The 21,381-nt window shown below is 73.6% G+C and carries 20 protein-coding genes and 1 riboswitch; of the genes, 10 read left to right on the top strand and 10 right to left on the bottom strand.

The features are described from left to right. Window positions 1-32: 32 nt before the first annotated feature. From ACIQLL_RS02885 to ACIQLL_RS02870, 4 genes are all read right to left on the bottom strand, one after another. The gene (locus ACIQLL_RS02885) at window positions 33-542 is read right to left on the bottom strand and encodes a methylated-DNA--[protein]-cysteine S-methyltransferase (protein WP_402462980.1); all 510 of its coding nucleotides are present in this window, start codon (window positions 540-542) and stop codon (window positions 33-35) included. Next, entirely contained in the window at window positions 539-2,143 is a 1,605-nt protein-coding gene (locus tag ACIQLL_RS02880; RefSeq protein ID WP_402462977.1) for an AlkA N-terminal domain-containing protein, read from the bottom strand. The genes ACIQLL_RS02885 and ACIQLL_RS02880 overlap by 4 nt, the downstream gene beginning before the upstream one ends. Before the next feature lie 67 nt (window positions 2,144-2,210). Next, window positions 2,211-3,185: an alpha/beta hydrolase gene (locus ACIQLL_RS02875; protein WP_402462975.1), complete on the bottom strand. Its 975-nt coding sequence runs from the start codon at window positions 3,183-3,185 to the stop codon at window positions 2,211-2,213. A 24-nt stretch (window positions 3,186-3,209) separates the two neighbouring features. Then, complete coding sequence (locus ACIQLL_RS02870) at window positions 3,210-4,229, bottom strand: LppM family (lipo)protein (protein WP_402462972.1); 1,020 nt, start codon at window positions 4,227-4,229, stop codon at window positions 3,210-3,212. Between the two features lie 126 nt (window positions 4,230-4,355). Here ACIQLL_RS02870 and clpB point away from each other — a divergent pair, with 126 nt between their 5' ends. Further along, a complete protein-coding gene (gene clpB / locus ACIQLL_RS02865; protein ID WP_402462970.1) occupies window positions 4,356-6,965 on the top strand; it encodes an ATP-dependent chaperone ClpB in 2,610 nt (869 codons plus the stop codon). 63 nt (window positions 6,966-7,028) lie between these two features. On the opposite strand, the gene ACIQLL_RS02860 is transcribed toward clpB, so the two are convergent. The 3 genes from ACIQLL_RS02860 to ACIQLL_RS02850 all read right to left on the bottom strand — a co-directional run bounded on the left by ACIQLL_RS02860 (window position 7,029) and on the right by ACIQLL_RS02850 (window position 10,226). Next, a complete protein-coding gene (locus ACIQLL_RS02860; protein WP_402462967.1) occupies window positions 7,029-8,174 on the bottom strand; it encodes a C40 family peptidase in 1,146 nt (381 codons plus the stop codon). Between the two features lie 2 nt (window positions 8,175-8,176). Beyond that, window positions 8,177-8,320, bottom strand: a riboswitch (cyclic di-AMP (ydaO/yuaA leader). 320 nt (window positions 8,321-8,640) lie between these two features. Beyond that, entirely contained in the window at window positions 8,641-9,384 is a 744-nt protein-coding gene (locus ACIQLL_RS02855; protein ID WP_402462964.1) for a septum formation family protein, read from the bottom strand. A gap of 44 nt (window positions 9,385-9,428) precedes the next feature. Beyond that, on the bottom strand, window positions 9,429-10,226 hold the full coding sequence (locus ACIQLL_RS02850) for an exodeoxyribonuclease III (RefSeq protein WP_402462961.1): 798 nt from the start codon (window positions 10,224-10,226) through the stop codon (window positions 9,429-9,431). Window positions 10,227-10,257: 31 nt separating this feature from the next. On the opposite strand from ACIQLL_RS02850, the gene ACIQLL_RS02845 reads away from it, so the two are divergent. Then, entirely contained in the window at window positions 10,258-11,031 is a 774-nt protein-coding gene (locus tag ACIQLL_RS02845; protein ID WP_402462958.1) for an SDR family NAD(P)-dependent oxidoreductase, read from the top strand. A 52-nt stretch (window positions 11,032-11,083) separates the two neighbouring features. Further along, on the top strand, window positions 11,084-11,662 hold the full coding sequence (gene pyrE, locus ACIQLL_RS02840; RefSeq protein ID WP_402462955.1) for an orotate phosphoribosyltransferase: 579 nt from the start codon (window positions 11,084-11,086) through the stop codon (window positions 11,660-11,662). A gap of 187 nt (window positions 11,663-11,849) precedes the next feature. Here the strand turns inward: pyrE and ACIQLL_RS02835 are convergent, their stop codons facing one another. Then, window positions 11,850-12,590: an HAD-IIA family hydrolase gene (locus tag ACIQLL_RS02835; protein ID WP_402464612.1), complete on the bottom strand. Its 741-nt coding sequence runs from the start codon at window positions 12,588-12,590 to the stop codon at window positions 11,850-11,852. Between the two features lie 134 nt (window positions 12,591-12,724). Here ACIQLL_RS02835 and ACIQLL_RS02830 point away from each other — a divergent pair, with 134 nt between their 5' ends. The 3 genes from ACIQLL_RS02830 to fbaA all read left to right on the top strand — a co-directional run bounded on the left by ACIQLL_RS02830 (window position 12,725) and on the right by fbaA (window position 15,548). Next, on the top strand, window positions 12,725-13,702 hold the full coding sequence (locus ACIQLL_RS02830) for a DUF368 domain-containing protein (protein ID WP_402462952.1): 978 nt from the start codon (window positions 12,725-12,727) through the stop codon (window positions 13,700-13,702). Continuing rightward, on the top strand, window positions 13,695-14,360 hold the full coding sequence (locus ACIQLL_RS02825; protein WP_402462949.1) for a TrmH family RNA methyltransferase: 666 nt from the start codon (window positions 13,695-13,697) through the stop codon (window positions 14,358-14,360). Before ACIQLL_RS02830 ends, ACIQLL_RS02825 begins: the two co-directional genes overlap by 8 nt. Window positions 14,361-14,528: 168 nt before the next feature. Further along, complete coding sequence (fbaA, locus tag ACIQLL_RS02820; RefSeq protein ID WP_402462946.1) at window positions 14,529-15,548, top strand: class II fructose-bisphosphate aldolase; 1,020 nt, start codon at window positions 14,529-14,531, stop codon at window positions 15,546-15,548. Window positions 15,549-15,603: 55 nt separating this feature from the next. Here fbaA and ACIQLL_RS02815 read toward each other — a convergent pair whose 3' ends face one another. Continuing rightward, window positions 15,604-16,023, bottom strand: a complete 420-nt coding sequence (locus ACIQLL_RS02815; RefSeq protein ID WP_402462944.1) for an STAS domain-containing protein — start codon at window positions 16,021-16,023, stop codon at window positions 15,604-15,606. A gap of 114 nt (window positions 16,024-16,137) precedes the next feature. Here ACIQLL_RS02815 and ACIQLL_RS02810 point away from each other — a divergent pair, with 114 nt between their 5' ends. Further along, on the top strand, window positions 16,138-18,330 hold the full coding sequence (locus ACIQLL_RS02810; RefSeq protein WP_402462941.1) for an ATP-binding SpoIIE family protein phosphatase: 2,193 nt from the start codon (window positions 16,138-16,140) through the stop codon (window positions 18,328-18,330). A gap of 14 nt (window positions 18,331-18,344) precedes the next feature. Here the strand turns inward: ACIQLL_RS02810 and ACIQLL_RS02805 are convergent, their stop codons facing one another. Beyond that, window positions 18,345-18,788 (bottom strand): DUF3151 domain-containing protein, encoded by a 444-nt coding sequence (locus ACIQLL_RS02805; RefSeq protein ID WP_402462939.1) that lies wholly within the window; start codon window positions 18,786-18,788, stop codon window positions 18,345-18,347. Between the two features lie 90 nt (window positions 18,789-18,878). On the opposite strand from ACIQLL_RS02805, the gene ACIQLL_RS02800 reads away from it, so the two are divergent. The 3 genes from ACIQLL_RS02800 (at window position 18,879) to ACIQLL_RS02790 (ending at window position 21,379) form a co-directional block, all read left to right on the top strand. Beyond that, window positions 18,879-19,256, top strand: a complete 378-nt coding sequence (locus ACIQLL_RS02800; protein ID WP_402462936.1) for an STAS domain-containing protein — start codon at window positions 18,879-18,881, stop codon at window positions 19,254-19,256. A gap of 123 nt (window positions 19,257-19,379) precedes the next feature. Next, window positions 19,380-20,675, top strand: coding sequence for an adenylosuccinate synthase (locus tag ACIQLL_RS02795; RefSeq protein ID WP_402462933.1), 1,296 nt, complete (start codon window positions 19,380-19,382; stop codon window positions 20,673-20,675). Continuing rightward, window positions 20,672-21,379, top strand: coding sequence for a transporter substrate-binding domain-containing protein (locus ACIQLL_RS02790; RefSeq protein ID WP_402462930.1), 708 nt, complete (start codon window positions 20,672-20,674; stop codon window positions 21,377-21,379). The genes ACIQLL_RS02795 and ACIQLL_RS02790 overlap by 4 nt, the downstream gene beginning before the upstream one ends. Window positions 21,380-21,381: the final 2 nt, after the last annotated feature.

Below are 21,381 nucleotides of genomic sequence, written 5' to 3'. Positions count from 1 at the left end.
CCCGGTGCCGGGCCCGACGCCGACCGGCACGCTCAGGCCGCGCGCTCCCGGTCCAGCAGGGACGCCTTGACCTCGATCCCGTAGCGGAAGCCGCCCAGCGTGCCGTCGCTGCGCAGCACCCGGTGGCACGGCACGAACAGCGCCGCCGCGTTGCGGGCGCACGCCCCGGCGGCGGCGCGGACGGCGGCCGGCCGGCCCGCCCGGTCGGCGTACTCGGCGTACGTGACCGGGTCGCCGGGGGCGACGTCGCGCAGCACCTGCCAGGCATGCTCCCGGAACGGGCCGGACCGCTGGCGCACGGGGACCTGCCCGACGGCGGACACCTCGCCCGCGTAGTAGGCGCGCACCGCCCGCACGGGCCCGGCCACGTCCTCGTCGTCGGGCTCCACCGCGGGTACCGGGCCGGCCGGCCGCAGGTCGGGGTGGACCAGCGCGACCAGCCCGGCGACGTCGTCGGTCCACCCGGAGGCGAGCACCACGCCGTCCTCGGCGACGATCGTGAACGGTCCGTCCGGGGTGTCAATCGTGACGGCGGAGCTCATGGTGCGGTCCTCTCGGTGCGGGTGGTGCGACGCCACAGGTGCCCGACGGCGTAGGACCGCCAGGGCGCCCAGGCTGCGGCGTCGTCGGGGGTGCAGGGGCGCAGCGCGGCGTCGCCGGGCAGCCAGACGTCGGGGTCGCCCAGGACGCGCATCCGCACGTACGCGGCGGTCCACGGGCCGATGCCGCGGAAGGCCGTCAGGGCGGCGCTCAGTGCCTCCGCGTCCTGGGCCACGTCGACCAGGAGGTCGCCGTCGGCCAGGGCTCGTGCGACCGCGCCGAGCGCGGCCCGCTGCCGGGACGGCAGCCGCACCGTGGGTGCGGCGTCGGCGGTCCGGTCCGCCGTGGGGAAGAGCCGGCTCAGGCCGACGATGCCGCCGGTGTACGGCTCACCGGCGCTCGCTGTCAGGCGGGACAGGTGGGTGCGTGCCGCGGCGACGGCGATCTGCTGGCCGACGATCGCCCGCGTCACGAGCTCGTGGGGGTCCACGGTGCCGGGCATGCGCAGCCCGGGGGTGGCCCTGACGAGAGGGCCGAGCACAGGGTCGGTGCCGAGCGTCTCGTCGACGGCGACGGGGTCCGCGTCGAGGTCCAGCAGCCGCCGCACGCGCGCGACGGCGGTGGCGACGTCCTGCAGCGCGGCGAGCTCCAGGTGCAGGGCCACCCGACCGGGCCCGACGCCGGCACCGGCGCGCAGCTCGACGGCGCCGGGGCCGTGGGGCAGGCGGAGGGTGCGCGCATATCGCACGACGTCGGGGTCCCGCAGGTTCGCGGTCTCCACCCCCTCGACGGCGCGGGCCGCGAGGAACGCCACGGTGCCGCGCGCGTCGAACGGTTCGCGCACCGGCAGCGTGACGTCGAGGCGCACGGGCCCCTCCGGCGTCGGGCCGGCACCGTCACCGTGCGGCACCCCCGACGGCCGGACCGTGGAGCCGCCGGCGACCCGGTGAGCACCGTCGCGGGAGCCGCCCTGACGCCGGGACCGCAGCTCCGTCGGGGTGGTGGCGAAGACGGCGCGCACGGTGTCGTTGAGCTGGCGGATGCTGCCGAACCCGGCGGCGAACGCGACGTCGGCCACCGACAGGTCGGTCCCGGTCAGCAGGGTGCGGGCCGTCTGGGCCCGGTGCGCGCGGGCCAGGGCCAGGGGACCGGCACCGAGCTCGTCGCGGAGCAGCCGGTGCAGGTGACGCGGGCTGTACCCGAGACGACGGGCGAGCCCGTCGACGCCCTCGCGGTCCACGACGCCGTCGGTGACGAGGCGCATCGCGCGGCCGGTGACGTCACCGCGCAGGTCCCACGCGGGGGTCCCGGGCGTGGCCTCCGGCAGGCAGCGCTTGCACGCCCGGTACCCGGCGTCGTGGGCGGCGGCACCGGTCAGGAAGAACGTGACGTTCTCGGGCTTCGGGGTGCGGGCGGGGCAGGACGGGCGGCAGTAGATGCCGGTGCTGCGCACGGCCGTGACGAACTGGCCGTCGAACCGGGTGTCCCGGGCGGCGATGGCGCGGTAGCGCTCGGTGAACGCGGCGTCGGCCGGGCCGGGTCGCACGGGCGCCGGGCGCCGCGCGCGCCGGGGCTCCGTGGCGATCGGGGCGGTCGTGGTCATGCCACCCATCCTGGACCGTGCGGCGAGCGGCGCCTAGCGGGAATCGGACACGGCGGTGCGGGCGGCGTCAGACGCTCGCACCCAGCCAGTCCGTCACGGCCCGCAGGTACTCGGCGCGCGCGGCGGCGGGGGACAGCGCCAGGTCGTGCACGCCCCCGCGGATCGTGACGAAGCTGACGTCGTCACCGAGCCGCGGAGCCAGCGCGCGGATGTCCGCCACGTCGAGCACGCTGTCCGTGGCCAGGTGCTCGTCGCGGCTGGACCGGTCCGAGGCGAGCACCAGCACCGGTACCTCGAGGTCCAACCCGCGGGCCAGCCGACGTTGCGACCGCAGGACCGAGCGCAGCCACGCGGCGTGGACCGCGAACGGCGTGTGCCACTTCCACGCGGGGTCGAACTGCCACTCCCCGCCGTGGTCGGCGTGCAGGGCCGCCGCGTAGTCGGGGCCGAGGTGGCTCACGACGGCGCGAGGGGCCACGGGCGCGACGGCCTCCACCAGCGCGGTCGCCGCCCAGCGCGTGAGGCGGGGCTCGTTGAGCCGGAACCACGGGCTGTTGAGGACCAGGGCGTCGGCCCGCCCCGGGCGGCCCGCGGCCCACAGGGGAGCGACGAGGCCGCCCGTGGAGTGGCCCAGGACGACGAGGCGCTCGTGGCCCGCGGCACGGATCGTCGCGGCCGCCACGTCGAGGTCCTGGGCGTAGACGGAGATGTCGGGCACCTGGTTCGGGTCACGGTCCGCGGCGACGTGGGCGTCCCACGAGCGTCCGTGCCCACGCAGGTCGACGGCGTAGGAGGCGTACCCGGCGTCGGCCAGCGTGTGCGCCACGTGCGGGTGGAAGAAGTAGTCCACAAACCCGTGGACGGCCAGGACCGCGACCCGTGCGGGTTCACCGCCCGGAGCGACGGACGGCGCGAGGCGCACCAGGGTGGCCTCCGCGCCGTCGGGCAGGTCGAGGGTGCGGGCCTCGAAGCCCGGGCCGAGGAGGTCGTCGTGCCAGGGGGTGCTCGGCGCGGCGTCGGTGCCGGCGTCCTGCTGCGTCATGGTGGGAGGCTACCGACCCGGACGTCAGCGCGGTTCGTGCGGGGTGCTGTTCGGGTCGGCGGGCGGCCGGTACGGGTCGGCAGGTCCTTGCTGGGGCGGGATCACCGGCGGTGCGGGCGACTGCGGCTGGCCGTAGTCCGCCCGGGGTGCGCCCGGTCCGAACACGTCCTGCGGGTCCGACGACGGCGGGCGCGGGTCGCGGTTGTTGCGCACCACGAGCGCGACGATGCCGCCGAGGATCGCCAGGCCGAGGACCAGGCCGACCATCCACCAGGGAAAACCTGACTCGTCGGACACCTCGGCCGTGTCGGTGGCCGAGGTGTCGTCGCCGTCCGCGCTCCCGCCGGTCGCCTCGTCCTGGCCGGGTGCGGCCTCGTCGGTGTCCTCGGACCCTCCCGCGGAGGCGCCGGCCACGGCCGATCCCCGGGCGAGGATCTCGGTGCTCTCACCGAACTGCGGGTGCCAGGACACCGTGGTGCCGTCGACCTCGCCGTTGGTCTCGCCGACCTCACCGGGGAAGGTCACGGCGATGCGGATGTCGAAGCCCTCCATCATGTCGGCGGGCATGTCGCCCAGCTCCTCGGCGTCCTCCGCCGCCCCGGACATGTCCATGACGCCCTGGACGACGTACTCGTCCCCCTCGCGCGTGATCGAGAGCTCGTCGGTGCCGGTGCTCATCGACTCGATCGGCTGGTCGGCGTAGGTGATCCTCGTGCCGGTGTACTCGCCGTCGGAGTACGGCTCCTCGCTCGATCCCTCGGGCAGCTCGTCGGTGAGCGAGTCGTCACCCTGGTTCGCCGAGTCCCACAGGTCCTGCGGGTCCATGCCGACGGAGTCGGCGAAGTCGTTCGAGATCGCCATGACGATCGACCCGGAGACCGTGTCCTCCTCGGACAGCGTGAACTCCATGTCGATCTTCATGCAGCCCGCCAGCGCGAGCACGACGAGGGCCGCGAGCGCGGCAGCGACGGCGCGTGGCCGGCGGTGCCGCCGGTCGGCCGGCTGCTGCGGGGCCCGCGGCTGGAGGTCCGTGATGGTGGTCACCCCACCAGCATCACCCACCGCGCGGATCCTGGCACCCCGCAGGCTGGCAGCCCGAAGTTGAGTGGAATAGACTCAACTTTGCCGAGGTTGGCACGGTCAGACCCCACAGACGGACCCGGAGGATCCATGGACACCAAGTTCACGACCATGTCGCAGCAGGCCATCGGCGACGCCGTGCAGTCGGCGTCGGCGGCCGGTAACCCCCAGCTCGAACCCGTCCACCTCCTGGCCGCGCTGCTGCAGCAGACCGGGGGCGTCGCCGTCGGGCTGCTCGAGGCCGTGGGTGCCGACCCCCAGCAGGTCGGGCAGAAGACGCGGGCCGCGCTCGTGGCGCTGCCCGCGGCCAGCGGTGGCGGCGTCGCCCAGCCGACGCCGTCCCGCGCCATGCAGACCGTGCTGACCGCCGCGGGCCAGGAGGCCGAAGCCCTCGGCGACGAGTACGTCTCCACCGAGCACCTGCTCATCGCGATCGCCGCCGGGCAGTCCGCCGCCGCGCAGGCCCTGACCGCCGCGGGCGCCACCGCCGACGCGCTCCGCTCCGCGCTGCCCGCCGTCCGCGGGAACGGCCGGGTCGCCAGCCCGAACCCCGAGGGCACCTACAAGGCGCTGGAGCAGTACGGCAGCGACCTCACCCAGCGGGCCCGCGACGGTCGCCTGGACCCCGTGATCGGCCGCGACGCCGAGATCCGGCGCGTCGTGCAGGTGCTGTCCCGGCGCACCAAGAACAACCCCGTGCTCATCGGCGAGCCCGGCGTCGGCAAGACCGCCGTCGTCGAAGGTCTCGCCCAGCGCATCGTCGCCGGGGACGTGCCCACCTCCCTGCAGGGCAAGCGGCTCGTCGCCCTCGACCTGGCCGGCATGGTCGCCGGCGCCAAGTACCGCGGCGAGTTCGAGGAGCGCCTCAAGGCCGTCCTGGAGGAGATCACCGCCTCCGACGGCGAGGTCATCACCTTCATCGACGAGCTGCACACCGTCGTCGGGGCCGGAGCGGGCAGCGAGGGCGCCATGGACGCCGGCAACATGCTCAAGCCCATGCTCGCCCGCGGCGAGCTGCGCATGGTGGGCGCCACGACGCTCGACGAGTTCCGCGAGAACATCGAGAAGGACCCGGCCCTCGAGCGCCGCTTCCAGCAGGTGTTCGTCGGCGAGCCGTCCGTGGAGGACACCGTCGCGATCCTGCGCGGGCTCAAGGAGCGGTACGAGGCGCACCACAAGGTGACCATCGCCGACTCCGCGCTCGTGGCGGCCGCGGCGCTGTCCGACCGGTACATCACCGGCCGCCAGCTCCCCGACAAGGCCATCGACCTCGTCGACGAGGCCGCCTCGCGGCTGCGCATGGAGATGGACTCCTCACCCGTCGAGATCGACGAGCTGCAGCGTGCCGTGACACGCCTCGAGATGGAGGAGGTCGTGCTCAAGGACGCCGAGGGTTCGGCGGACGCCGCCGCGCGCGAGCGGCTCGAGAAGCTGCGCGCCGACCTCGCCGACCGCCGCGAGGAGCTCGCCGCGCTCACGGCCCGCTGGGAGGCCGAGAAGGCCGGCCACAACCGCGTCGGTGAACTGCGCGCCCGCATCGACGAGCTGCGCACCGAGGCCGACCGCCTGCAGCGCGAGGGCGACCTCGAGGCCGCCGCCCGGCTCCTGTACGGGGAGATCCCGTCGGTCGAGCGCGAGCTCGTCGAGGCCGAGCAGGCCGAGGCCTCCGAGGCTGCCGCCGAGGAGACCGCCCAGGAGGCACCGATGATCGCCGACAAGGTCGGGGCGGACGAGGTGGCCGAGGTCGTCTCGGCCTGGACCGGCATCCCCGCCGGCCGGATGCTGCAGGGCGAGACCGAGAAGCTGCTCGGCATGGAGGACATGCTCGGGCACCGCCTCATCGGCCAGCAGGCCGCCGTGCGCTCCGTGTCCGACGCGGTGCGGCGCTCGCGGGCCGGCGTCGCCGACCCCGACCGGCCCACCGGGTCGTTCCTGTTCCTCGGACCGACCGGCGTCGGCAAGACCGAGCTCGCCAAGTCGCTCGCGGAGTTCCTCTTCGACGACGAGCGGGCCATGGTGCGCATCGACATGTCCGAGTACTCCGAGAAGCACTCGGTGGCGCGGCTGGTCGGTGCTCCTCCGGGGTACGTGGGCTACGAGGAGGGCGGCCAGCTCACCGAGGCGGTCCGCCGTCGGCCCTACACCGTGGTGCTGCTCGACGAGGTCGAGAAGGCCCACCCCGAGGTCTTCGACATCCTGCTGCAGGTGCTCGACGACGGCCGGCTCACCGACGGCCAGGGCCGCACCGTGGACTTCCGCAACACCATCCTGGTGCTGACCTCGAACCTGGGTTCGCAGTTCCTGGTGGACCCGACGCTGGACGAGGCGGCCCGGCGCGAGAGCGTGATGACGGCGGTGCGTGCCGCCTTCAAGCCGGAGTTCCTCAACCGGCTCGACGACGTCGTGCTGTTCGACGCGCTGAGCGTCGCCGAGCTGGGACGCATCGTCGACCTGCAGGTCGAGGCGCTCGCACGGCGGCTCGCCGACCGACGGATCACGCTCGACGTCACCGACGCCGCACGCGAGTGGTTGGCGCTCGAGGGATTCGACCCCGCCTACGGGGCGCGGCCGCTGCGGCGGCTCGTGCAGCGCGAGATCGGCGACCGGCTCGCCCGGAAGCTGCTGGCGGGGGAGGTGCCCGACGGCGGCACGGTCGTCGTCGACCGCGCCGACGGCGGCGAGGGGCTCGAGCTCTCCTGAACGAGAGCGACCCGCCCGTACCGGACAGGTACGGGCGGGCCGCTCGTGGTGGTGCGGGACGGATCAGACGCGGATGAACGTCGGGCTGTCCTGCCACATGCTGCGCTTGACGACGCCGACGCCGGGGCGAGCCGCCTCGATGACCCGACCGTTGCCGGCGTAGATGGCCACGTGGCCGGGCGTGTAGACGATGTCGCCCTTCTTGGCGTGGCTGCGGGCGACGCGGTGCCCGACCGACCGCTGCGCGGAGGACGAGCGCGGCAGTGTCTTGCCGATCGCCTTCTTGTACACATAGGACGTGAAGCCCGAGCAGTCGAACCCGCTGCTGGGCGAGGTGCCGCCGTAGGTGTAGCGGTAGCCCACGTAGCGGTTGGCGACGCGAACGACCTTCTGCCCGCGGGTGATCTTCTTCTTGGCCTTCACCCAGCGGGCCTTGGCGACCTTGTGCAGACCCTGTCCGCCTGCCGGCAGGACGGCGACGCGGACCTTGTTCCTCCCGACGCGGTAGTGGTTCCACCCGGGGCGGAACGTGGCCTTGCCGTGGTGGAGCTTCCTCGTCGCGACGTGCTTGCCCTTGACGGAGATCGCGACCCGGCCGCGCACGGGGTCACCCCACCGGGCGGCCTTGACGGTGAACTTGGGGCGGGTCGCGCTCTTGCCCTTGGTCCCGGACTTGCGGGACTGCTTAATGGCGACGTTCGGCGCTGCCTTGGCCTTGAGCTGGACGAAGCGCACCTTGGTCACGTCGCCGAGCCCGGTGACGGCTGCCGGGGCGACCTTGACGACGACCTTGTTCCGGCCGAGCTTGTAGTTCCTCAGCAGCGGCCGGAAGCTGGTCGTCCCGTCGGCGCCGAGCTTCTTGGCGGCGACCTTGCTGCCGTGGATGTAGAGGGCCGCTCTGCCCTTCACCGCAGCGCCGTCCGAGCGGACGGTGACGGTGAACTTCGGCTTGGTGCTGCCCTTGCCCTGGCGGGCACTGTTGCGGGTCCGATCGAGGCGGACCGTCGGCGTCTGCTCGGCGGCGACCGTGCCCGTCGTGGTCGTGGTGGCTGTGTCGGTCGTCGCCGAGGCGGCGCCGGCACCGGCGACGAGGGTGCCGCCGGCGAGCGCGCCGGTGAGGGTCATCGCGACGACCGCTCGGCGCACGAAGGGTGCTTTCGCGACGACTGCCGCGCCGGGGCGCGCAGGATCGATCGAGGTGGAGTGCATCGGGTACCTCTCGAGCCTGCGAGATGAGCTGTCGGATGAGGCCGAGAAGTAGTGGCCCGCCGCCAGGTGGCGGCTTAACCCCGAGGACGACGATGGTGTCGCCCGAAAGTGGTTCTCCCGCTGCTGCCGTGGTGCTGATCAGGACGCCGGTCCGCCGGCAGCACTCGGCTGCGGACCGGCCGCCACCGAGAGTCTCCCGGCGACGGAGCGACGTTAACGGCGCCCCGACGGCTGATCACAATCAGATAACGGCGAGTCCCGGACCTCCTGGTGAAGGAGGTGTGGAGGATCTCGTCGGCGAGACGATGTCCGACTGCACGGTGATATCCGGTGAAACACGGATATCAGGCCCGGAAACGCTGTCCGATGTGTCCCGGAAAGTGCGATGGGAGCGTGCGCACCGAGGCGCCCGAGCGGGACGTCCGTGCAGGTCGCGCGGCTTCCTTCACAACCGGGGTGACCGGGCTCACTCCAGCAGCGAACCCGTGGCCGGCGCTGTGGTGGTCGCCACGCAGAGCCCGGTCCGGTCGCCGGCCTCCCAGGACGCCTCGCTGGGGGCCCAGACGACCAGCGCCACGCCGTCGCCCGCCCCCGCGGCCCGGGGTCCCAGGAGGTCCGGCGTGCAGATCCGTGCCGCGCGCGCGGCCACGACGTCGTCGCCGGGCCAGACCTCGTCCGGGGCGGAGTCCGTGCGTCCCACGACCTGCGCCGAGTGCTCGGAGGTGCACGGGACCACCTGCACCACCCCCACCTCGGCGTCGGGCGGCACCTCGGCGACGCACGAACCCAGCACGAGCTGGACCGCGTTGGCGGTGGTCGGTTCGGTGACGTCCGCGGCCAGCGGGACCCAGGCGTCGTCGTGCGCCCGCGTCGTCACGGACGAGACGCCTGCGGCGACGGCCACCACCAGCACGATCGCGCCCAGCGTCCCCGCCACCCACCGTCGCGCGCGACGTCGCGCCTCGGCGCGTTCGGCCGGGGTCGGCCCGCCCGGCGCTCCCCAGCGGGCCCCGTAGACCGCCGGGTCGTCCACGGGAGCGGCGACGCCGTCGCCCGCCGGCCGGACGTCCGCCGTCGGCCGTGCGCCGTGCGCTCCGGCGGCGGAGGACGGACGCTGCGTACCGTCGACGCCGTCCCGGGCGTGCGGGTCCGCACCCGGACCGGGCGTGGCGAACGACAGGTCCTCGGGATCCTCGGGACGGTCGGTCATGGGGGTCAACCTCTCGGCGCCGGACGGCAGGGTCGTGACAGGGTTCAGGCGAGGTCGAGCACGACCGGCACGTGGTCGCTCGCTCCCTTGCCCTTGCGCTCCTCGCGGTCGACGGCGGCGCCGGTGACCCGGTCCGCCAGGGCGGGTGAGGCGTACGCGAAGTCGATCCGCAGCCCCTTGTCCCGCGGGAACGCGAGTTGCTGGTAGTCCCAGTAGGTGTACGTGCCGGGTGCCGGGAGGTGCTCGCGCGTCACCTCGACGAACCCCGCCTGCTCGAACGCGGCGAACGCCTCCCGCTCGGGCGTCGAGACGTGCGTCCTGCCCTCGAACGCCGTCACGTCCCAGACGTCGGAGTCGCGGGGGATGACGTTCCAGTCCCCGAGGAGCGCGATCTGGGCACCGGGCTCCGCCCGCAGCCGCGCGGCGGCGTCGGCACGCAGCGCCTCGAGCCAGGCCAGCTTGTAGGCGTAGTGCGGGTCGTCCAGCGCCCGGCCGTGCGGCACGTACAGCGACCACACGCGCACCCCGCCGCAGACGGCGCCCAGCGCGCGGGCCTCGACGCGCGGCTCCTGGTCCGGCGTGCCGAACGCCGGCTGGCCCGCGAACTGCGTCTCGACGTCGTCGATCCCGGCGCGCGAGACGATCGCCACGCCGTTCCACTGGTGGTAGCCGGACGCGGCCACCTCGTACCCGGCGGCCTCGAACGCCGCCACCGGGAACTGGTCCTGACGGCACTTGGTCTCCTGGATCGCCAGCACGTCGGTCCCGGAGCGTTCCAGGAAGGCGAGCACCCGGTCGAGCCGGCTCCGGATCGAGTTCACGTTCCACGTGGCGATGCGCACGCGAAGCACCCTAGGGCCATAGAGTGCCGTCATGGGAACCGCGCTCGTCACCGGCGCCACCGCCGGCCTCGGACTGGAGTTCGTCTGGCAGCTCGCGACCGCCCGCCACGACCTCGTGCTCGTGGCGCGCGACGCCGAGCGGCTCGACCAGGTCGCGGGCCAGGTCCGCGCCGCCGCAGGGGTGAGGGTCGAGGTGCTGCCGGCCGACCTCGCGGTGGCCGACGACGTCGCCGTGGTCGCCGAACGCCTGGCGGTGGCCGGTGACGAGCCCGGCGAGGCGCGCCGCCCCGTGGGCCTCCTGGTCAACAACGCCGGGTTCGCCACCGCGCAACGGTTCGTCGGGGGCGAGCTCGACGTGGAGCTCGCCGCGGTCGACGTCATGGTGCGCGCCGTCGTCCAGCTCACGCACGCCGCCACCGGGCAGATGACGGCCCGCGGGCGCGGGGCCGTCCTCAACGTCGCCTCCGTGGCGGCGCTCACCGCCGGCGGTACCTACGCCGCCGCCAAGGCCTACGTGCGCACCTTCACCGAGGCGCTCGCCGTCGAGCTGAAGGGCACGGGGGTCACCGCCACCGCGCTCTGCCCGGGGTTCGTCCACACCGAGTTCCACGACCGCGCAGGGCTGGACATGACGTCCGTCCCGGAGATCGGGTGGCTGGACGCCCCGTTCGTGGTCTCCCAGGCGCTCGCCGACGTCCGCCGCGGCGTCGTGCTGTCCACACCCTCGCTGCGGTACAAGGCGGGCTCGGCGCTGCTGCGGGCCCTGCCGCGGTCCGCCGTCCGGGCGATCGGCCACTACCGCTGAGCGGTCGCGGGCGCTCCACGCACCCGTCCGGTGCGCGCCGTAGGCTGACCCCGTGACCCACGCCGACTTCTCCCCGACCCCCCGTGAGCAGCTGCTCGAGCTCGTCAAGGAGCTCGCCGTCGTGCACGGGAGGGTGACGCTCTCCTCCGGCAAGGAGGCCGACTACTACGTCGACCTGCGGCGCATCACGCTGCACCACCGCGCCGCGCCGCTGGTCGGGCACGTGCTGCTGGACCACCTCGAGGAGGCGGGGCTCGGCACGGCCGAGGTCGACGCCGTCGGCGGGCTCACGCTCGGCGCCGACCCCATCGCCGACGCGCTCCTGCACGCCGCGGCCTCGCGCGGGCAGGACCTCGACGCGTTCGTGGTCCGCAAGGCGGCCAAGGCGCACGGCATGCAGCGCCAGATCGAGGGGCCCGACGTCACGGGGCGCAAGGTCGTCGTGCTCGAGGACACCACCACCACGGGCGGGTCACCGATCACCGCCATCGAGGCGCTGCGCGCCGCCGGCGCCGAGGTGCTCGGCTGCGCCACCATCGTCGACCGCGCCACGGGGGCGGGGGAGAAGATCGAGGCCCTCGGGGTGCCGTACCACTACCTCTTCGACCTGGACGACCTCGGCCTCGCCTGACGCGAACCGCGCCCCCTGACGCGAACCGTGCCCCCTGACGCGAACCGTGCCCCCTGACGCGAACCGTGCCCCCTGACGCGAACCGTGCCCGTTGTGGGCATGAAATCTGCAGGTCTGCGCGGTTCGGGGCGGCATATTTCACGCCCACAACGGCGGGTCGGGTCGGGCGGAGGGTGTGCGGCGGTCCTCAGATGCGCTCGACGAGGTCCGCGACCGAGTCGACCACGTGCGAGGGGCGGAACGGGTGGTGGTCCACCTCGTCGGGCGCCGTCGAGCCGGTGAGCACCAGGAACGTCTCCAGGCCCGCCTCGATCCCCGCCACGACGTCGGTGTCCATGCGGTCGCCGATCATCGCCGTCGTCTCCGAGTGCGCGTCGATCCGGTTGAGCGCCGAGCGGAACATCATCGGGTTGGGCTTGCCCACGTAGTAGGGGGAGCGGCCCGTGGCGGCGGTGATCATCGCCGCGACCGACCCGGTGGCGGGCAGCGGGCCCTCGGCCGAGGGCCCGGTCGTGTCCGGGTTGGTCGCGATGAACCGCGCCCCGGCCTTGATGAGGCGGATCGCCTTGGTGATCGCCTCGAACGAGTAGGTGCGGGTCTCACCCAGGACCACGTAGTCCGGGTCCGTCTCCGTGAGCGTGTACCCCGCCTCGTGCATCGCGGTGGTCAGGCCCGCCTCGCCGATGACGTACGCGGACCCGCCCGGCACCTGCTCGGTGAGGAAGGTCGCCGTCGCGAGGGCGGAGGTCCAGATCGACCCCTCGGGGACGTCGATGCCGGAGCGCGCCAGCCGTGCGGAGAGGTCGCGGGCCGTGAAGATCGAGTTGTTCGTCAGGACCAGGAAGGGCCGGCCCGCCGCGCGCAGCGCCGCGACGAACTCGGCCGCGCCCGGGACGGCCTCGTCCTCGTGCACCAGGACGCCGTCCATGTCGGTCAGCCAGCACTCGATCCTGCGCTCCGTCACGGTGCACACGGTATCGCCACACGGCCCCCGCAGGGCCCGTGCAACATCGCGGCGGACGGCCCGCCACCGCACGTGACCGGCGTCGTAGGCTGCCACCCGTGACCCACGAGCCACCCGAACCGACGACGAACACCGGGGCGGTCCGCCGCCACGCGCCGCCGCGCCGCAGGCAGCCGTGGTCGCAGACCCTCGGACTGGCGCTGCGGGGCGGGCTGGTCGGCATGGCCGAGTCGGTCCCCGGCATCTCGGGGGGCACCGTCGCGCTGGTCGTCGGGCTCTACGACCGGCTCCTGAACGCCGCGAACCAGGTGGTGCACTCCGGCCGCGAGCTGGTCCAGGGCGTGGCGCAGCGGCGCGGTCTGCGCCCTGCCCTCCGCGCCCTGCGGGCCGTCGAGTGGCGGTTCCTGGTGCCGGTCCTGCTGGGCATGGTGGTGGTGCTGTTCGCCTCCCTCAGCGTCGTCGCCCCGCTGCTGGAGTCCGAGCCCGTGACCATGCGCTCGATCTTCTTCGGCATGATCGCGGTCTCGGTGATCGTCCCGCTGCGCATGCTGCCGCACCGCGTCCGGCCGCTGGACCTGCTCGTGCTCGCCGCGGGCGCCGTGGCCGCGTTCTTCCTGGTCGGCCTGCCGCCCGCCGAGTCGAGCGACCCGCCGCTGCTCCTGGTGCTGGTCGGCGCTGCGATCGCCATCAACGCCCTGGTGCTCCCGGGAGTCTCCGGCTCCACGCTGCTCGTCGTGATGGGCCTGTACATCCCGGTCCAGGAGGCGGTCAGCGACCGCGACCTGGTGTTCCTGGGCACGTTCGCGCTCGGTGCCGTCGCGGGGCTCGCCTCGTTCGTCAAGCTCCTGCACTGGCTGCTCGACCATCGCCGCCAGGTGACGATGGCGGCCCTGGCCGGCCTGATGCTCGGCTCCCTGCGGGCGTTGTGGCCCTGGCAGGACGACGACCACGTCCTGCAGGCACCGCCGGACGCGGTCGGCGTCGTCGGGCCGCTGCTGCTCGCGGTGGCGGGTGCCGCCGTCGTCGGCGCCGCGATCTGGTGGGAGGCGTCACGGAGCGCCGAGCTCGATGAGTGAGCCACCGGCGCCCGAGGTGGGGGTCGGTCCCTGGCCGGGCGGCGCCGGGTCCTGGCCGCGCGGGGACGACGGCGGGCTCGACCCGCGCTACGACCCCGAGCTGCTGGAGCACGGGGACCGGCGCAACGTCGTCGACCGCTACCGGTACTGGACCGTCGGGGCGGTGGTCGCCGACATGGACGCGCGCCGCCCGCCCGGCCGGGTGCTGCACGTGGCCGTCGAGAACTGGGCCCACGACCTCAACATCGGCTCCGTGGTGCGCACCGCCAACGCGTTCAACGCCGCCGGCGTGCACGTGGTCGGACGACGGCGGTGGAACCGCCGCGGCGCGATGGTCACCGACCGCTACCTGCACGTCCACCACCATCCCGACGCGGCGGCCCTGGCGGCGTGGGCCGCGGCCGGCGGGGACGACGACGGTGCCCGCCTGCCGATCGTCGGCGTCGACAACGTGCCCGGTTCCGTCCCGCTGGAGCGCCGGGAGCTGCCGGCCCGGTGCGTGCTGCTGTTCGGGCAGGAGTCCAGCGGGCTGACCCCGGCCGCCCAGGAGGCGAGCGACGTCGTCGTGCACATCACGCAGCACGGGTCCACCCGCTCGCTGAACGCGGGCGCGGCGGCCGCGATCGCGATGCACACCTGGGGCCTGCAGCACCTGTGAGGAGCGCACCGGGCCGACGGCGAGCACCCGGCCGTCTCACTCTGTGGCGCCGAGATGTGACGGCCATGACCCGGACGTGAGAAAATCCGGGTGCATGCGGGCCGACCCGCCCGTGCGACGTCGCCGCCCGCTGCGTCCCTCGTACGTCCCCTCATTGGAGTACCGCAGATGCCTATCGCAACCCCCGAGGTCTACGCCGAGATGATCGACCGGGCGAAGGCCGGCAAGTTCGCCTACCCCGCCGTCAACATCACGTCGTCGCAGACCGTCACCGCCGCCCTGCAGGGCTTCGCCGAGGCCGAGTCGGACGGCATCATCCAGGTCTCCGTGGGCGGCGGGGAGTACGCCTCGGGGTCCACGATCAAGGACCGCGTGTCCGGCTCGCTCGCGCTGGCCGCGTACGCCACCGAGGTCGCGAAGAACTACCCGGTCAACATCGCGATCCACACCGACCACTGCGTCAAGAAGAACCTGGACTCCTGGGTCCGCCCGCTGCTGGCCCTCGAGGCCGAGCAGGTCAAGGCCGGCAAGAACCCGACCTTCCAGTCGCACATGTTCGACGGCTCGGACATCCCGCTGGAGGAGAACCTCGTCATCGCCGAGGAGCTGCTCGAGCTCTCGCAGGCCGCCCGCACCCTCCTCGAGGTCGAGATCGGCGTCGTCGGCGGCGAGGAGGACGGCCACGTCGCCGAGATCAACGAGAAGCTGTACACCACGCCCGAGGACGGCCTGAAGACCGTCCGCGCGCTCGGCGCGGGGGAGAAGGGCCGCTACCTGACGGCGCTCACCTTCGGCAACGTGCACGGTGTCTACAAGCCCGGCGCCGTCAAGCTGCGCCCGGCGATCCTCGGTGAGATCCAGAAGGCCGTCGGTGACGAGATCGGCCAGGAGAACCCGTTCGACCTCGTGTTCCACGGTGGCTCCGGCTCCACCGCCGAGGAGGTCGCCGAGGCGGTCGACAACGGCGTGATCAAGATGAACATCGACACCGACACCCAGTACGCGTTCTCGCGTCCGGTCGCCGGGCACTTCTTCACCAACTACGACGGCGTCCTGAAGGTCGACGGCGAGGTCGGCAACAAGAAGGCCTACGACCCGCGCGCCTGGGGCAAGCTGGCCGAGGCCGGCATGGCCGCCCGCATCGTCGAGGCCTGCCAGTGGCTGCGCTCGGCCGGTCACCAGATGTGATCAGCGCTCCGCGCCGACGCGACGCCCTCCTGCCCTGCCGGGCCGGGGGGCGTCGTCAGTTCTGCGTGGTCGTGACGTCCAGGTCGACGCCGGGGTCCTCGTCGACGATCTCCAGCAGCTCGCCGATGCGCGTGACCTCGAGGAGGAACCGGACCGTGGGCGGCGCGCGCAGCACCCGGACCCGGTGCGGGCTGCGGGTGGCCAGGCGTGCGAGGAACGCGACCCCGGACGAGTCCATGAAGGTGACGTGGTGGGCGTCGATCTCGACCGGGAGCCCCGAGGCCTCGGCGTCGGAGATCGCGTCGCCGAGCTCCGCGCTGATGTCCGCGTCGATCTCTCCCGAGAGCACGACGCGGGCGCGCGAGGTCCCCTGGATGACGTGGACGCTGGCGGGGTCACCGATCCGGGGCGCCGTGGGGTCCGCGCCGTCCCCGTTCGTCGGGCGGTGCGGGGCCGTGTTCGATCCGTCCTGCACGGTGCTCCTTCCTCGAGCTCGATGCTCACCTCGTATCTCGGCGGACACCAATCTACGGTTGAATGTGCAGCGATTGCACCAACCTGGCCGAGACTGGACGAAGATGGAGGGGTTATGACCGATTTGCCGCCTCCGTCGCCGACCGTCATGCCGGTCTCGGCGACGCAGCTGGCGGCAGGTCTCGCCTCGACGACGGTGCCGGCGTTCATCACCGGCCCCTGGGAGCAGGGCATGCCGGTGCTCTGGGTCAACGCCGCGTTCGAGCGGCTCGGTGGGGTCGGCGTCGACGACCTCGCGCTGCTCGGCCCGCACTCCCTGCTCGCGCTGGTGAACGACGACCCGAGCCGGGCGGAGGCGCAGGCGGACATCGTCGCCGGTCGGTCGATGCAGCGGATCGTCAGCGCCCGCCGGCGTGACGGCGGGATCACCTGGCTCCAGGTGGACTTCAACCCGCTGCCCGCCGGGGAGGGCGAGCCGACCTACTGGGTGGGCCTGACCACGGACGTCTCCGAGTACGTCGACCGGCAGGCCGCCCAGCTGGCGTCGCTGGAGATCGAGCGGCAGCAGCGCGCGGACCTGGACCTCATCGCCCAGACCACCGAGCTCCTCGGTGACCTGGAGTACCCGCTCGCGCTGCGGGACATCGCCGACCTGCTGCGGTCGCTGGTGCCGTGGTCGGGGTTCTACCTGAACGACGACGGGCTGCTCTACGCCGAGGGCGTCGACGTGGCCTCCCCGCCCTCGGGCCGCGGCCGTCGGCACGCCCGCTACGTGCCCGAGGCCTGGCAGGGGGACCGGCTCGAGGGCGACCTGGTCGACGACCTCGGGCTCGAGGGGGTCGGCGTGGGCTCCGACCACGTCCAGGACCTGCTCGACGGCACGGTGGACGGCCCGGTCCGCCTGGACCTGGAGCGGGTGTACCCGGCGCAGTCGGCCTCGGGCTGGCTCCGCCGCGACCTGGTCCGCCGGGTCGTGGACGAGTCGGGAGCGATCCCACGCTCGGTCGTGGTGCACGCCGTCGCGGGACGCCGCCGTGTGCTGGGGCTGCTGGTGACCTGGCACGGGGACGCGGGCGGCGACCTGGGCGAGCCACCGCCGCAGCCGGACCCCGAGCACGTCGAGACGGTGGTGGAGGTCGTCGCGCGCCGCGCCGGCACCGCGGTCGACAACGCCCGGCTGTACGCCCGCGAGCACCGGCTCGCCGAGGCGCTGCAGCGCGCCATGCTCCCCGAGCAGGCCGACGTCACCGGCCTGGACGTGTGGACGTACTACGCCCCCAACGCCGAGCACGCGCAGGTCGGCGGGGACTGGTACGACGTCCTGCAGATCTCCGACGGCACGGTGGGCCTGGTGATCGGCGACGTGGTCGGGCACGACGTCGAGGCCGCGGCCGCGATGGGCCAGCTGCGGTCCGTGGTGCGCGCCTACGCCTACGAGCTCACCACCCCCGGCACCGTCCTGGACCGTGTCGACCAGCTCGTGGCGGGGATGCGGGTGCCGCGGCCGGCGTCGATGGTCTACGCCACGCTGCACCACGTGACCGAGGACGACACCTGGTCGGTGGAGTACACGCGTGCCGGCCACCTGCCGGCGCTGCTGCTGCGCGACGGCGCCGCGCACCAGCTCTCCGGGGCGGGCGGGTCGCTGGTCGGGTTCGGCTCCGACCCGCGGGCCACCAGTCGCGAGGTGCTGCGCCGCGGCGACGTCCTGCTCTTCTACACCGACGGTCTCATCGAGCGGCGCGACCGGTCGCTCAAGAAGGGTCTCGACACCCTGGTGGAGATCTCGGGGCGCATCACCGCCCGCGACGCGGCGGGAGTGGGGGAGGAGCTGCTCTCCCGGCTCGCCGACGCCCCGGAGGACGACGTCGCGATCGTCGTCGTGCGGGTCCCCGATCCGGAGGCCGACCACCAGGTGACGGCCCTGAGCCCGCGCTCGCGCCGCTGGCTGCTGCCGAGCGAGCCGGCCTCGATCGGTCGGGCGCGGCACGCGGTGCTGCGCACCTGCCAGGCCTGGGGGCTGACGGACTCGGCCGCGGCCGAGCTCGTCGTGTCCGAGCTCGTGGCCAACGGCGTGCTGCACGGCTGGGGCAACATCGCGCTGCGCCTCTTCGACACCGGGGACGGCCTGCGCATCGAGGTGGAGGACGCCAACCCGGCGCCGCCGGTGGCCACGGACGGACACCCGAACCGCCTGGGCGGGTTCGGCATGCAGATCGTGGAACGGCTGGCGGACTGGGGATGGCGTCCCTCGGGCACCGGCAAGCTGGTCTGGGCGCGGCTGCGGCCGAACCCTGCCGAGGAGTGAGCGCGCGGCGGCGGTCAGCGCAGCGCGGCCACCGCCTCGGACGACGTGCCCGAGTCCACGAGGAGCTGCCGGCAGCGCTCGGCCTCGGCGTCCTCGGCGATGCGCCGCGCCGCCTCGGACAGTGCGAGCACCGCGCGCAGGAACCCCTGGTTCGGCACGTGGTCGGCAGGCACCGGGCCCTGGCCCCGCCAGCCGGCGCGGCGCAACGCGTCCAGGCCGCGGTGGTACCCGGTGCGGGCGTAGGCGTACGCGGTCACGGAGTGCACGACGTCGTCCTCGCCGGTCAGCGTCTGCTCGGCGAGCACGGCCCACACGAGGCTGGCCGAGGGGTGGTCGGCGGCCAGGCGCGCGGGGTCCTGGCCGGTCTCGAGGCCCTCGCGGGCCTCCGCGTGGTCGTCGGGCAGGAGGGTGGGCGGGGGGCCGCCGAGCAGGTTCTCCCCGGGTGAGGTGGGCGTCATGGGGACATCCTCCCAGGTGGCGCGTCCCGCGCACCCCCGCTGCGCCGGATCGGCGCCCACCGGCGTCCGTGCGCGGGTAGGCTCGTGCGCATGATCGAGATCGCGACGTCCTCGACGACGACGACGCTCGTGGTCGCGGGTGATCTCGACCTCGCCGAGCGGGACCAGTTTCCAGAGATCGCGGCGCGCGTGGTCGGGCTGCGCCGGCAGCTGCTCGTCATCGACATGTGCCGGGTGACGTTCATGGACTCCACGGGCGCGGCGTTCCTCATCTCCCTGGCCGACTCCGGGCGCAAGCGTGGGGGCGCGACGGTGCTGCGGGGCGCGGACGAGCGCGACCTGTTCGTCCTGGAGGTGTGCGGGGCGCTCGACCTGTTCCGGGTGGACACCGACCACCGCTGCGAGCAGTCCTCGCCGACGTCGGGGGCCACGCCCGTGCAGCTGCCCCAGCGGCCCCGACCCGCCTGAGCCGGCGTCTCCCGGAACGGACCGACCCGGCACGCCGTTCGAAGCGCCAGGTCATGGCCGGGTAAACTCTGGCGTGGCCCGGCGGCTGTGCCGGTCCCACCCAGATACGAGGAGAGTTGATCCATGCCAGCCGTGGTGCTCGTCGGCGCCCAGTGGGGCGATGAGGGCAAGGGGAAGGCGACGGACCTCCTCGGCGACCGTGTCGACTACGTGGTCAAGTTCAACGGCGGGAACAACGCCGGGCACACCGTCGTCATCGGTGACGAGAAGTACGCCCTGCACCTGCTGCCGTCGGGGATCCTCTCGTCCGGCGTGACCCCGGTGATCGCCAACGGCGTCGTCGTCGACATCGACGTGCTGTTCGAGGAGCTGGACGCGCTGGACGCCCGCGGCGTGGACACGTCCAGGCTGCTCGTCTCGTCGGGGGCTCACGTCATCGCCAGCTACCACCGCACGGTCGACAAGGTCACCGAGCGGTTCCTCGGCAAGCGCCGCATCGGGACCACCGGCCGCGGTATCGGCCCGGCGTACGCCGACAAGATCAACCGGGTCGGCATCCGCGTCGCCGACCTGTTCGACCCCAAGATCCTGCGGGAGAAGGTCGAAGGGGCGCTGGACCAGAAGAACCACCTGCTGGTCAAGGTCTACAACCGCCGCGCCGTCGAGGTCGACGAGGTCGTCGACGAGCTGCTCGCGCACGCCGAGCGGCTGCAGCCGATGGTGGCGGACACCGGGCTGGCGCTGAACCGGGCCCTGGACGCCGGGGACACGGTGCTGTTCGAGGGCGGCCAGGCGACCATGCTCGACGTCGACCACGGCACCTACCCGTTCGTGACGTCGTCGAACGCCACCGCCGGTGGGGCCGTGACGGGATCCGGCGTCGGTCCGACCCGGATCGACTCGATCATCGGCGTCATCAAGGCCTACACGACCCGCGTGGGGGAGGGACCGTTCCCCACCGAGCTGTTCGACGCGAACGGCGAGTACCTGCTCAAGACCGGCGGCGAGTACGGCGTCACGACCGGCCGGGCCCGGCGCTGCGGCTGGTACGACGCGGTGATCGCGCGCTACTCGGCGCGGGTGAACGGCCTGACCGACCTGGTGGTGACCAAGCTCGACGTGCTCACCGGCCTGGAGAAGGTGCCGGTGTGCGTGGCCTACGACGTCGACGGCACCCGGTACGACGAGATGCCGGACGACCAGTCGGCCTTCCACCACGCGACGCCGATCTACGAGGAGTTCCCCGGCTGGTGGGAGGACATCTCCGGCTGCCGCACGATCGAGGAGCTCCCCGCGAACGCGCGGTCCTACCTCGAGGCCCTCGAGGAGCTGTCCGGCTGCCGGATCTCCGCGGTCGGCGTCGGGCCGCGCCGCGACGAGATCATCCCGATCCACGACCTGGTCCACCCGCGCGCATGACGGCGCCGGGCGTCGTCGCCGCGCTGGCCCCGACGGGGGTGCTGCGGGCGGTGGTCAACCTGGGCAACCCGGTGCTGGCGCAGGGCACGCCCGACGCGCCCGCCGGCGTGACCGTCGACCTCGCCCGGGAGCTCGCCGACCGGCTCGGTGTCCCGGCCGGGCTGACGTGCGTGGACGCGGCCCGCGACTCCTTCGCGGCGCTCGCCGAGGGCCGGGCCGACGTCGGGTTCCTCGCCGTGGAGCCGCAGCGTGCCGAGCAGGTGGCGTTCACCGACCCGTACGTGCTCATCGAGGGGGTCTTCGCCGTGCCGGAGGCCTCGTCGCTGCGGGCCGCCGACGACGTCGACGCGCCCGGCGTGCGGATCGGCGTCAAGGAGGGGTCGGCGTACGACCTCTACCTCAGCCGCACCCTGCGGCACGCCGAGGTCGTGCGCGGGACCGAGGGCACGGCCGTGTTCGACGCCCAGAGGCTCGAGGTGGCGGCAGGCATCCGCCAGCCCCTGACCCGCTGGGCCGCCGAGCGCGGCGGTGTACGCGTCGTCGAGCCGCGGTTCACCGAGATCCGCCAGGCCGTCGCGACCGGGCGGGACCGCGCGCCGCGCGCCGTGGACTGGCTGCGCGAGACCGTCGCCGAGCTGGTGACCACCGGGTTCGTCGCCACGTCCCTGGCCGCCTCGGGCCAGGACGCCACCGTCCCGGCCTGAGA

Source organism: Isoptericola aurantiacus, from assembly GCF_044769875.1.
In the GTDB taxonomy this organism is placed as follows: Bacteria; Actinomycetota; Actinomycetes; order Actinomycetales; family Cellulomonadaceae; genus Isoptericola; species Isoptericola aurantiacus.
The sequence above is the reverse complement of the archived record's forward strand: the minus strand, read 5'-3'. Positions and strand labels throughout refer to the sequence as shown.

Coding starts and splice junctions, on each gene's coding strand:
- ACIQLL_RS02885 (WP_402462980.1), bottom strand. CDS start 542: ATGAGCTCCGCCGTCACGATTGACACCCCGGACGGACCGTTCACGATC.
- ACIQLL_RS02880 (WP_402462977.1), bottom strand. CDS start 2,143: ATGACCACGACCGCCCCGATCGCCACGGAGCCCCGGCGCGCGCGGCGC.
- ACIQLL_RS02875 (WP_402462975.1), bottom strand. CDS start 3,185: ATGACGCAGCAGGACGCCGGCACCGACGCCGCGCCGAGCACCCCCTGG.
- clpB (WP_402462970.1), top strand. CDS start 4,356: ATGGACACCAAGTTCACGACCATGTCGCAGCAGGCCATCGGCGACGCC.
- ACIQLL_RS02860 (WP_402462967.1), bottom strand. CDS start 8,174: ATGCACTCCACCTCGATCGATCCTGCGCGCCCCGGCGCGGCAGTCGTC.
- ACIQLL_RS02855 (WP_402462964.1), bottom strand. CDS start 9,384: ATGACCGACCGTCCCGAGGATCCCGAGGACCTGTCGTTCGCCACGCCC.
- ACIQLL_RS02845 (WP_402462958.1), top strand. CDS start 10,258: ATGGGAACCGCGCTCGTCACCGGCGCCACCGCCGGCCTCGGACTGGAG.
- ACIQLL_RS02835 (WP_402464612.1), bottom strand. CDS start 12,590: ATGGACGGCGTCCTGGTGCACGAGGACGAGGCCGTCCCGGGCGCGGCC.
- ACIQLL_RS02825 (WP_402462949.1), top strand. CDS start 13,695: ATGAGTGAGCCACCGGCGCCCGAGGTGGGGGTCGGTCCCTGGCCGGGC.
- fbaA (WP_402462946.1), top strand. CDS start 14,529: ATGCCTATCGCAACCCCCGAGGTCTACGCCGAGATGATCGACCGGGCG.
- ACIQLL_RS02810 (WP_402462941.1), top strand. CDS start 16,138: ATGACCGATTTGCCGCCTCCGTCGCCGACCGTCATGCCGGTCTCGGCG.
- ACIQLL_RS02805 (WP_402462939.1), bottom strand. CDS start 18,788: ATGACGCCCACCTCACCCGGGGAGAACCTGCTCGGCGGCCCCCCGCCC.
- ACIQLL_RS02800 (WP_402462936.1), top strand. CDS start 18,879: ATGATCGAGATCGCGACGTCCTCGACGACGACGACGCTCGTGGTCGCG.
- ACIQLL_RS02795 (WP_402462933.1), top strand. CDS start 19,380: ATGCCAGCCGTGGTGCTCGTCGGCGCCCAGTGGGGCGATGAGGGCAAG.
- ACIQLL_RS02790 (WP_402462930.1), top strand. CDS start 20,672: ATGACGGCGCCGGGCGTCGTCGCCGCGCTGGCCCCGACGGGGGTGCTG.